This window comes from Pontibacter sp. BAB1700 (genome assembly GCF_000277005.1).
In the GTDB taxonomy this organism is placed as follows: Bacteria; Bacteroidota; Bacteroidia; order Cytophagales; family Hymenobacteraceae; genus Pontibacter; species Pontibacter lucknowensis.
Genome location: NZ_AKIS01000202.1, coordinates 1 through 11094 on the forward strand (window position 1 = coordinate 1; position 11094 = coordinate 11094).

12 protein-coding genes and 1 pseudogene are annotated in these 11094 nt (G+C 51.8%); 5 read left to right on the forward strand and 8 right to left on the reverse strand.

The genetic code is table 11. The features are described from left to right. The 8 genes and pseudogenes from O71_RS19575 to O71_RS19610 form a co-directional block, all read right to left on the reverse strand. Window positions 1–534, reverse strand: a 534-nt coding sequence (locus O71_RS19575; protein WP_007660482.1) for an ABC transporter permease subunit, incomplete at its 3' end; no start/stop codon positions are given. A 3-nt stretch (window positions 535–537) separates the two neighbouring features. Further along, entirely contained in the window at window positions 538–1245 is a 708-nt protein-coding gene (locus O71_RS19580) for an ABC transporter ATP-binding protein (RefSeq protein ID WP_007660483.1), read from the reverse strand. Next, a complete protein-coding gene (locus O71_RS19585) occupies window positions 1208–2506 on the reverse strand; it encodes a nitrous oxide reductase family maturation protein NosD (protein ID WP_007660484.1) in 1299 nt (432 codons plus the stop codon). Before O71_RS19585 ends, O71_RS19580 begins: the two co-directional genes overlap by 38 nt. Beyond that, window positions 2490–2954, reverse strand: coding sequence for a nitrous oxide reductase accessory protein NosL (locus tag O71_RS19590; protein WP_007660486.1), 465 nt, complete (start codon window positions 2952–2954; stop codon window positions 2490–2492). The genes O71_RS19585 and O71_RS19590 overlap by 17 nt, the downstream gene beginning before the upstream one ends. Next, entirely contained in the window at window positions 2951–3553 is a 603-nt protein-coding gene (locus O71_RS19595; protein ID WP_007660487.1) for a hypothetical protein, read from the reverse strand. The genes O71_RS19590 and O71_RS19595 overlap by 4 nt, the downstream gene beginning before the upstream one ends. Before the next feature lie 91 nt (window positions 3554–3644). After that, window positions 3645–5662: pseudogene (gene nosZ, locus O71_RS19600) on the reverse strand (Sec-dependent nitrous-oxide reductase). Between the two features lie 29 nt (window positions 5663–5691). Beyond that, window positions 5692–6174 (reverse strand): cytochrome c, encoded by a 483-nt coding sequence (locus O71_RS19605; RefSeq protein WP_237717919.1) that lies wholly within the window; start codon window positions 6172–6174, stop codon window positions 5692–5694. Between the two features lie 212 nt (window positions 6175–6386). Beyond that, window positions 6387–6788 carry a cupin domain-containing protein gene (locus O71_RS19610; RefSeq protein WP_007660489.1) on the reverse strand — a complete coding sequence of 134 codons (402 nt, stop codon included), beginning with the start codon at window positions 6786–6788 and terminating at the stop codon, window positions 6387–6389. A 184-nt stretch (window positions 6789–6972) separates the two neighbouring features. Here O71_RS19610 and O71_RS19615 point away from each other — a divergent pair, with 184 nt between their 5' ends. From O71_RS19615 to O71_RS19630, 5 genes are all read left to right on the forward strand, one after another. Continuing rightward, window positions 6973–7347, forward strand: a complete 375-nt coding sequence (locus tag O71_RS19615; RefSeq protein ID WP_237717920.1) for a hypothetical protein — start codon at window positions 6973–6975, stop codon at window positions 7345–7347. 67 nt (window positions 7348–7414) lie between these two features. After that, complete coding sequence (locus O71_RS19620; RefSeq protein WP_040574897.1) at window positions 7415–7756, forward strand: hypothetical protein; 342 nt, start codon at window positions 7415–7417, stop codon at window positions 7754–7756. Next, entirely contained in the window at window positions 7756–8190 is a 435-nt protein-coding gene (locus O71_RS19625; protein ID WP_040574898.1) for a hypothetical protein, read from the forward strand. Before O71_RS19620 ends, O71_RS19625 begins: the two co-directional genes overlap by 1 nt. After that, on the forward strand, window positions 8187–8312 hold the full coding sequence (locus O71_RS26735; protein ID WP_255345432.1) for a hypothetical protein: 126 nt from the start codon (window positions 8187–8189) through the stop codon (window positions 8310–8312). Before O71_RS19625 ends, O71_RS26735 begins: the two co-directional genes overlap by 4 nt. A gap of 90 nt (window positions 8313–8402) precedes the next feature. After that, the gene (locus tag O71_RS19630; RefSeq protein ID WP_007660492.1) at window positions 8403–10685 is read left to right on the forward strand and encodes a nitric-oxide reductase large subunit; all 2283 of its coding nucleotides are present in this window, start codon (window positions 8403–8405) and stop codon (window positions 10683–10685) included. Window positions 10686–11094: the final 409 nt, after the last annotated feature.

The following is an 11094-nucleotide window of genomic DNA, read 5'->3' on the forward strand; positions in this document are numbered from 1 at the left end:
GTCGGCAAAAGAGTAGAGAATAAACAAGACGATACCGTCGTAGATCAGGGCAAAGTAGAACCAGAGCAGCAGCGCTATACCTATCCCTTTGGCCTTGTCGCGGGTGATCACCGAGGCCAAAAAGGCCAGGGCCACGAAGATGAAGGTGATGAACACCCCCGTCAGCACCAGGTACAGCCCCGTGGCGCCCGGCGCGAAAAGCAGCACCGGTATACCTACTCCGATCATAAAAGCGGCGGAAAGTGACAGGGCCACCCCCAGGTACTCGCTCATGAAGATCTTGCTGCGCCGGATGGGCTGGGACACCAGCAGTTCCATAAACTCATAAGAGTTGTAAAAGTGCGTCGTGCCAAACACAATACTGATCAGCGGCACGGTGAGCAACACCAGGTTGAGCAAACTCAGCAGGCCCTTGTCCGGGCTGCCCCCCAGGTTGAACAAGCCTATGGAGAGCAGCAGCAGAAACAGGGTGTAGGCCACGATGATCTTGTTTCTGACAATGTCGTAGAGTACGTATTTGATGATCTTGTTCATGGCTTAGTCCTCCTCGTTCATAATTTTAGCAATAGCGCGGCTCAGGCGCTCCTCGTTGGTGTGCTGCTTGATGCTGCTGATCGTCTCGTGGAATTTGAGCGTACCGTCCACCAGACACATCACCTCGTCAGCCACTTCCTCTACTTCACTCATGATGTGCGACGTGATCAGGATCAGTTTCCCTTTTTTCTTCTCTTTCAGAATCTTGCACTTCAGGATCTCCGCCGAAATGGGGTCGAGCCCGGCGGTTGGTTCATCGAGGATAAGCACCTGCGGGTCGAACATGAAAGCCAGTGCCGCACTCACTTTCTGTTTCGTGCCGCCCGACAGGGAGCCCATCCTTTTTTCATACATATTTTTGAGACCATAAAGGCCTATCAATTCTTCGTCTATCACGGCAGCGTCTTTGCGGATGTCGCGCACCATCTCAATCACCTGCCGGATCTTCATGTTCTCTGGGTACTTTCCGATCTGGGGCATATACCCGATCTGGCTGCGGTAAGCGAACTTCTTCAGCACACTTTCGCCATTGAATTTGATGTCGCCACTGTCGGGCAGCACCATACCTAGTATACACTTGCTCATGGTAGTTTTACCAGAGCCGTTCGGCCCGATAACCGATATCACACGGCCACTGCCAAAGCTCACGCTCAGGTTTTTGAGCACGGGCAGCTTACCGTAGTTTTTGGACAAGTTTTCTATCGCTATCATGATTTACTTTCTTCATTAATGGCCGTTCATCGACCAGACTCTCAGGTATAAAACTCGGCAGCACCCGTTCAATGCTGTCCATCAGATCGACCATAAAACTGCGCATGAACATCACCGAAGGCGGCACCCGTTCTACCAGCATAGAGTACAAACTCACCGGACGGTAAGGCACGTCCCCTATCCTGTTCTTGTCGAGGTCGTAGCCATTGTATTTGTCCCAGTAGTTGTGCTCAAACAGGTTCATGGTCGGGCTGCCATTGGTGCTCACATCAAAGGAGTTGCCGGTGAAGTTGTTCAACCTAAACGTATCCTGGATGCAGCTCGCCAACAGACGGATCGCCCAGCCATTGCGGTCAAAATCGTTGTTCTCTATGTATAATCGGCTGGAGCTCTCCATGTAAATGCCGGTGGTGTTTCTGCGGAATGTATTGTTAAGAATCGTGCTCTGCGAGATATCTTTCAGCAGAAGGCCATAGGCGGCAGCTCCCCAGTTATCTTCAAAGGTGTTGTGCTCCATCCGGATGTTTCGGGTATACATCACGGCCACACCGGCCCCGTTTTTCCGGAAGATGTTGCGGGTATACACGTTGCCGTCCGAGAACATAAAGTGCAGGCCATAACGGTTGTTGCGCTCACTGATGTTCTCATGGATCAGGCTGTTGGTCACATATTCGAAGTAGATGCCATCGCGGTGACCTTCCACTTTGTTGCCGCTTACTTCGGCTCCGTCAGTGCGCCACACGTGTATGGCGTTGCCCAGTGCCGATTCTATCTTGCCTGTATTGACTCCCTTCACCACATTGCCTTTCACGATGCTGTTGTCGGCGTTCTGCAGGTATATACCGAAGTAGGTGTTCAGGACGGTATTGTTCAGTATCTGTATATTTTCACGGTCAGCTACCCGTATGGCAGCATCGTCGCGCATGTAGCTCACGGCCACGTTCTGCACCGTAAAGCCTTCCACTTTCACGTTGGATGAGGTGATGGTGATGATCTGGCCGCTATTCTGGCCATCTATCACCGGGTTGTTGCGCCCGATCAGGCTGATGGGTTTGGTGATCTCTATACCTGACTCCAGGTATACGCCGCCGTCCACCAACACCACGTCACCGGCCTTCGCCTGGTTCACGGCCTCCTTCACGGAGTGGTACTCGCAGGTGTTGCATACCTTTAGTGTGTCGCCGAGAGCCGTCGGGCTACCCAGCATCCACACCAAAGCGCATGCTGTCCAAACTACAATATATTTACTCAGGTTTTTCATTGTTCTTTACGGCTATCATGGCCTGATCCCAGTTCAGCAGGCGGCCGCCTACCTCCTGGTGCATTTTGGTGGCAGTTCCCTCATCTGACAAAGCGGTCAGGTACATACCCATGGGGCTTGGAAGCTCCCTACTCTGTATAAAACTGGCATTGCGGGCGTCAATCAATTGATTAGGTCGGGTAAAGTCTGTCACCAGCAGATAGGCTGCCTTCTCTTGCTGCTCCGGGTTATCCTGCAGGTATGCTGCCAGGCACTCCGCGGAGTCGAAATAAAATGGCTTGCCTTTGTCATTGACCAGCTCAGCGCCATACCGGCTGTCAGACACGGTCATCTGGCAGTGGGCACAGTTCACCTCCCCGTAGGCGATGGGCTTTGGCTCTACCTGGCAGGCAGCCAGCAAAGTCAGCACCATGGCCACCAGCAGTATATTTTGGATTAAGCGTCTCATGCCATTACTTTTCTTTTTGTTTTCACATGCACTGTGCTGCGGCTGAAGAAGTAGACCAGACCTGCCAGCAGTATTGCAAGCCCTATTCCTAAACTACCCATGGCAGGCAGCGATAAGGCATCGAAGTTGAGCAGCGTCTTGCTTCCGAGTAGCGGTGGCACATACGTCATACCGGGTACCTTAATGGGGGCACTTGGGTCTAAGTTGGTGCCGAACTTGTTGAGCCACATGTAGAAGTCGGCTATACCTACGGCACCGCTTATCATCAGCAGCACAACCCAGGAAAGAACCAGTTTTCGTTTGCCCAGCAGCGCTACCAGTATACCTGCCACTATAAAGAAGATGACGATATAAGGCATGATTTTGAGTTCAGCGAATGAGTCGGCGTGGATTGGCTCCATGCCAATGTAGTGGTTGAGAATGTTAAAATTCTGGAGCGATCCTTCAGTGTCACCTGAAATCTTGTTCACCCAGATGTGCATCTCCAGTCCTTCCGGATACTGTGGAGCCTGCAGGTAAATCTTCCACATCGGGAAGAGGAATAACAAACCGAGTGACAGCGAGGCTATCATCATCAGCACTTTGTGGTAAGCTTTCATCCTTTTTTGGTTTAAGGTGAAAATTTAAAAAATAAGCGGAGGCTGCCCCGGGCAACCTCCGCTTGTGTTATGCCCGGCTTATACCTTTTGGTTAAGCGGCAGGCTTTTTCTTGCCTGTAGAGAATGTAATCGGTACGTTTGATCCCTTAGGAGATACGCGGATGTAACCTTGCATTTCCTGGTGCAGCGCAGAGCAGAAGTCTGTGCAGTAGAATGGGAACACACCGGCTTTCTTCGGTACCCAGCGCAGTGTTTGTGTTGCGCCCGGCATGATCAGCGTCTCGGCGTTGTTGGCGCCCATCACTGCGAAGCCGTGCGGTACGTCCCAGTCCTGCTCAAGGTTCGTCACGTGGAAGAGTACGGTGTCACCTACCTGCACACCTTCAATGTTGTCCGGTGTCATGTGGCTTCGGATGGCCGTCATTTTCACTCTTACGACATTGCCTTCGCGGGTTACGCTGGCGTCAGACTCTTTCTTCACCGCATGAGGGTGGGTGTTCTTGGCCAGGTCGTAGAATTTCACACTGTTCGGCGCTACTCTGTCGGCTTTGATAGCCTGTGCGTAGTGCGGTTCAGCTACGGTTGGGAAGTCAAGGAGCATGCGCATTTTCTCACCGCTGATGTCGATCAACTGGGCAGAGTGCGCCAGTTCAGGACCAGTTGGCAGGTAGCGGTCTTTGGTGATCTTGTTCATCGCCACCAGGTACTTGCCGTCAGGAGTGTGCGTATCACCACCAGGGATCATCAAGTGACCAACTGAGTAGTACACCGGCATTCTGTCCACTACTGTGAAGTCGCTCAATTTCCATTTCACGATCTCAGAAGACACGAACATAGAGGTATAGGCGTTGCCTTTGCCGTCAAATTCAGTGTGCAATGGTCCGAGACCTGGCTCTGGCACTTCAGCTTTCAGCACAGACTCGTATTTGAACACTGGGATACCATTGATCTCGCCGTCAAACGCTTTGTCTTTAATTGCCTGCTGCATTTTAGAGAAAGAGAACACCGGAATAGTTGCAGCCAGTTTGCCGCTCACCACCATGTGCTCGCCGCTTGGGTCCACGTCGATACCGTGCGGAGACTTAGGAGCCGGGATCAAGTACATCATACCTGGGCAATCCTCAGGAAGCAGGTAGCGAACAGACTTCTTGATAGTAGACTTCGCCATGTGCGAGTCTTTGTCCATTTTGTTGTGGTAGTAGTAAGCTGGCATTTCCTTCGCCTTGCCTTCGGCAGCATACTTGGCAGCCAGTTTCCAGTTCACAGCAGCCAGGTAGTCGCGGTCGTTCTGTGAAGCACCCAGTTCTTTCAGCGTACCAGAACGCTCTGTGTTATAGGTGGTGAAGAACACCCAGTCAGAAGACGGGCCCTTGCCACCGTTCGCCAGGTCGTAGTCGAAGCCTGGTACCAGGATCTGGAAGTCAAGTTCCATATCGCCTTTGTCTTGATCTACCTTGATAAAGGAGATAGAGCCACGGAACTTGTCGGCATATTCGTTCATGCTCACGTCAGCCGTACCGCCTTTCATGTCGAGTGGCACAGAGAAACGTGTACCTGCGATCACATACTCGTTGTTATCAGTTGGATAAGGTGAGCAGTGGTTACCGGCAGAGTTCGGGATCTCCATGATCTCCACAGTCTCGAAGGTAGTCAGGTCGACACGGGCCACACGCGGGGTGTTGTTACCGTTGGCGAACAACCAGCGGCCGTCCGTCATACCATTGGTGCGCGACAGTTTCGGGTGGTGCAAGTCATCCCAGGGCACGAAGCCGTGCGAGGTCATCAGCATCGCCTTAGACTCTTCGCTGTAGCCGTAGCCGTTCTCACCGTGCTGTGTAAACACAGGATGATCTTCAGCAGTCGACCGGAAGGCAGACCATACACAGACATCTGTCCGTTGAAACCACCTGACAGGAAAGAGTAGTACTCGTCGTGCTTGCCAGGAGCTACATACACTGCCTGCGCAGCATCAGAGGAGACGCCTGCAGCAGTAGCGCTTCCTTCGCCCGGGCCGCTGCTGCAACCCTGCAGCACGGCACCACCGCCCACCGCCATGATAAAGGCGGCTGCAGGAGCGACATTTTTGAATTTATTGAATAAAGATTTCATGATGATTATGATTTGCGTGTTGTTTCAGATTAAGAATTCTTGTCATTCTGACGCAGGAACTCCAGCAGGGCTCTGGCGTCAGTTTCGTTGATGTTCTGGTTAGTCATCTGCGTTAAGTGCTCAGCCAGCAGTTTTTTAGCAGCCGGGTCTTTTTTGGTCATCTCCTCTGGGTTGATGATCATGTTCATCACCCACTCCGGCTTGCGACGCTCGGTCACACCTGCCATACCTGGGCCAACCACTTTCTGGTCTGACAACTGGTGGCAGGCAGAGCATTTGCCTTCGAAAATAGACTGACCTTCAGAAGCCAATGCCTGGTCTATGTCTGCACCCACTTCAACTGACTTAACTGGTCCTATACCTTTTCCGTCATCTTCTACCGGTGCAGCAGGTGCCTGATGGGCAAGGCCCGACTCCTGCTTGGTTTCAGTAGTTGTGGTGTTGTCAGAGGAGCAGCTATAGAGTGTCATAGCAGCCAGGAAAAGGAAAGCGACGGATTTAATAGATTTCATGATGGTTGGTTTTTGTTTTTTGAAATTCATGATGTTTACCTGTTTAACTATGAGGTGATCAGGTTCCGTTGTTGTCTTGTGTTTGCAGACTCTCACTTTCAGGTTTTGACCCCCTCTTTAATCAGTACTATTTGGCTTTCATTTACAATACAAAGGTATTCTCAGCGTGTCGCGAAATAAAAGACCTTTATCTCTTTTAATAGTGACCTTTGTCATCTTTTTGAAGTGAGCAGTGAAACAGTCAGTAGAAAAGCTGCCTCTTCGAGTGCCTCCACGCTGTGACGCACATGCTCTTGCAGCGTCAGCAGCTGTCCTTTAGTCAGCACTACAGTTTCCGTTTCGGTGTTGAACCGGATGCTTCCTTCTACCACCTGCACACTGATGGGACCCGGTGCCTGGTGCGGCTTTATCTCCGTGCCCGCCTGCATCACATTCAGCAGGATGCGCATCGCCTCAGACTTATAGATCGTCCTGGACCCTCGCCCGCTCTTCTGCCAGTTCTCTTCCCCTTTCAGTTCAAGTGCCAGGGCAACAAGATCGGTAGTGATCAAAGTCCCGCCGCTATCCCTGGGAAGGGATTTGCCGGATTGCTGTGGGCTTTCTGTTTCTTTCATGTCTCTATTATTATATAAGAGTAGGTGGGGTATTTCTTACCGCCTTGACCTTGTACAAAAGTATTCCAAGCAGACCTTACAATAGAAGACCTTAATCTCTTTTATTAGTGATCTATGTCATTTTTCTCCTTGCCTGCCTGTATGACCTTTGCAACAGTCCAAAACCAAGTGAAGAGAAGATGCCATGAAACGGCTTGCTATTATAATGTGTGTGATCTGTGTGCTGGTGCAGCCCTTGAGCAAGCAGGGTATCTTGTTGGTATACCAATTGAATAAGACCTATATCGCCAGTGAGCTGTGTGAGAACAGGTTTATACCTGGCTCCGAATGCAATGGAAAATGCCACCTGCGCAAAGAGCTGGAAAAAGACACCGAACGTGAACAGCAGTCGCAGCGTCAGCAGCATAGCGTGATCGACCTGATTGCTTTTAATGCAGAGCTACTTCCTGTGGCGCCTGCCATAGCACCAGAAGAAACCAGCGGACACTCCCTATACCAGGCAGTTGCCTATACCTCACCCGATTTTTCCATTTTTCATCCCCCACGCTTCATCGCTTAGTCTCTGATCCTGGTGCCACTCCGGCACCCTCCTTTTTTATTTTAAAAATTTCAAAGAGTACTAAGTCATGAAAAAGATATTATTAATCGTCATCGCCCTTTTATCCATCAACATCAGCAGCCAGGCCTGCGACAAAGGCTGCACCATGGGCGGCAGCTACATGGGCATATTGCCTCAATTCCATAAAAACTTTATGGGTCTGCGCTATACCACACGCTCATATACCACTACAGCCACACACGGCCAGCATGTGCAGGTAACCGATGAGCGCTTTGCCACGGCCGAGCTGTGGGGCCGCTTTGTGCCGGTCAGGAACGTGCAGATCTTCGCCTTCGTGCCCTACATGCTCAATGAACAGAGCGGTGGTCACCATGCCATCAAAAGCAGAGGCTTTGGGGATGTGACCTGATGGCCAACTATTCGCTTATCAACACAGGCGACAGAATGGACAAGAACCTGAAGCACACGCTGCAGGTGGGTGGCGGTGTCAAACTTGCCACAGGCGCCTACCGCAACCAGGAGCATGGCGAGCAGCTGGCCCCAAACATGCAACCCGGCACTGGCAGCACCGATTACCTGGCAAACGGTATCTATACCATCCGCTACAAGCAACTGGGCCTGAGCAATGATGTGACCTACCGTTTCAACAGCGAGAACAGCAACGGCTACCGCTTCGGCAACCGTGTCAGCGCTTCTTCCAACCTGTTTTACTGGCAGAATGTGAAAGGCATCTCCCTGCTGCCTAGCGCGGGTGTGTACTATGAGCATGCCGAAGGCGACCGCTACGAAGGGCCCCTAACCTGCAGAAAGGCGGCGACTCTTTCTTCACTAACCTGGGCATGAGCGTGTATGTGAAAAACATCGCGGTAGGCGGCACAATACAGTTACCTATGAGCAGCACCGAGGCGCACCACCACACCGAAGGCAACCGACGCACTATGGTTAACCTGACCTACATGTTCTAAGGCTCATGGCCTGAACCTCAGCTACTGATTTTCAACTCAAATTCAACTATAACCACTCAAACCTTTACCTTTTATGAAATACAGAAACCTATGGCTGGGTTCATTGCCGTAATTGTCGGCTCCTTCGCCGTTCTCGGGTACTACGGTATCGAGATTTACAGAGAAGCACCACCTATACCTGTTAAGGTGGTCACTACGTCCGGAAAAGTCCTTTTTACCGGGGATGACATCAAAGACGGGCAGAACGTATGGCAGTCTACGGGCGGTCAGCAGTTGGGCTCAGTGTGGGGCCACGGTGCCTATATAGCCCCTGACTGGAGCGCAGACTGGCTGCACAAGGAAGCCATGTACTTCCTGGACTACTGGGCGCAGCAGGAAAAAGGCGTGCTGTACGAAGACCTGGACGAAGAGACAAAAGCGATGCTGGAGGCCCGTCTGCAGAAGCAGATCCGTGCCAACACGTATGACCCGGAGACAGGCATCCTGACCGTGTCAGACCTGCGTGCCGAGGCGATTGCAGAGGTGGGCAAGCACTACACTGGCCTGTTCATGAACGACCCGGCGCTGGCCAAGCACCGCGATGCCTACGCCATGAAAGACAACACCGTAGAAGACCCGGTGCGCATGGAGAAGCTCAACACCTTCTTCTTCTGGACTTCCTGGGCCTGTGTGACCGAACGTCCGGGCAAAAAAATCACTTATACCAACAACTGGCCTGCCGAGAAACTAGTGGCTAACGAGCCTAGCTCTGACCTCATCATCTGGACCGGTTTCTCTGTGATCATCCTGATTGCAGGCGTGGGAATGCTGGCCTACTACTATGCGTCTAACCGTGAAGAGGAGATCGACCACTCTAAACTGCCGAAGCAGGATCCATTGTTGGGCTTGACGGCTACTCCTTCTATGAAGGCGACATTGAAGTACTTCTGGATCGTGACGGCTCTGATTCTCGTGCAAGTCACGCTCGGGGTGGTTTCGGCGCACTACGGTGTGGAGGGACAGGCACTTTACGGCTTCCCGCTGGCTGAGTATCTCCCCTACTCCATTACCCGTACCTGGCACGTGCAACTGGCCATTTTCTGGATCGCCACTTCCTGGCTGGCAACCGGTCTGTACATAGCGCCTGCCGTATCAGGTCACGAACCGAAATTCCAGAAACTGGGCGTGAACTTCCTGTTTGTCTGCTTACTCATAATTGTAGCTGGTTCACTGGCCGGTCAGTGGTACGGCATCATGCAGAAGCTGGGTTATACCGAAAACTTCTGGTTCGGTCACCAAGGCTATGAGTATGTGGACCTGGGTCGTTTCTGGCAGATCTTCCTGCTCGTGGGCTTGTTCCTGTGGCTGGGTCTGATGGTGCGCGCTATTCTACCGGCCTTTAAAAAAGACGTAGATGGACGCCACCTGTTGGGTATGTTCCTGATTTCTTCGGCTGCTATTGCCATCTTCTATGCCTCTGGCCTGATGTGGGGTCAGCATACTAACCTGGCCATTGCCGAGTACTGGCGCTGGTGGGTGGTGCACCTGTGGGTAGAGGGCTTCTTCGAAGTGTTTGCCACGGTAGTGATCGCCTTCCTGTTCGTGCGCATGGGCCTGCTCGACACCAAAATGGCGACGGCTACGGTGCTGTTCTCGACTATCATCTTCCTGTTTGGCGGTATCATCGGTACTTTCCACCACCTGTACTTCAGCGGCACTCCTACGGCGGTGATGGCCCTCGGCGCGACTTTTAGTGCACTGGAAGTGGTGCCGTTGGTGCTGATCGGTTTTGAAGCCTACCACAACCTGCAGATCAGCAAGCTCACGCAGTGGATCAAAGCCTACAAGTGGCCAATCTACTCTTTCGTGGCTGTGGCTTTCTGGAACCTGGTAGGTGCCGGTGTGTTCGGTTTCGTGATCAACCCGCCGATCGCGCTCTATTACATGCAGGGTCTGAATACCACGCCGGTGCACGCCCACACCGCCCTGTTCGGGGTATACGGTATGCTGGGTATCGGTCTGATGCTCTTCGTGCTCAAAGGCCTGTCAGCCCGCCGTCGTTGGAAAGACGGGGTGATCAGCTTCGCTTTCTGGTCTATTAACATCGGTCTGATCCTGATGGTACTCATCAGCGTGCTGCCAATCGGTCTGATGCAAACTTGGGCAAGCGTGGAGCACGGTCTGTGGTATGCCCGCTCTATGGAGTTCATGCAGACAGACACCATGAACATCCTGCGCTGGCTGCGTGTGGTGGGTGATACGATCTTCGCGGGTGGTGTGCTGGCCCTGGCCTGGTTCATCATCGGTCTCAAAACAGGCTGGTCGCTGGAAGAGGACGAGGACGTAGCACCGCTGATTGAAGAAGAAGCCACTGCAAAACAGGTTCGTTCTTAAATTAAATTCGGCTATACCCAAAAGCTGAACTCCGAGCAAACCGCTCATTATACATATACCCTTTACTTAACAAGCCCTTCTGCCTTTGGCGGGAGGGCTTGTTTTATTCTATGCTGGTATCTGAAAGCAGTTCCCGTACCGCTGCCCACAGCACAGGAGGCAGTATTTTGACTTTTGCTTAAATCTCCTGATTGCCATTCAACTAAAACTAACGAGTAGCAGCTATAGCTGCTGCCGAAACAAGCCTTATCCTCAGTCGTATACAATATTGTTATTTGCATAGTAATTTATACTATTTAAATAAATATTCAGATATAACACGATATTGGCTGGCGGATGCTATCAGCAGTTTTAATGTCCTAAATGTGCTTACCTTTCTCCTGACATCTCGGTCAGGTAGTATTTTTAG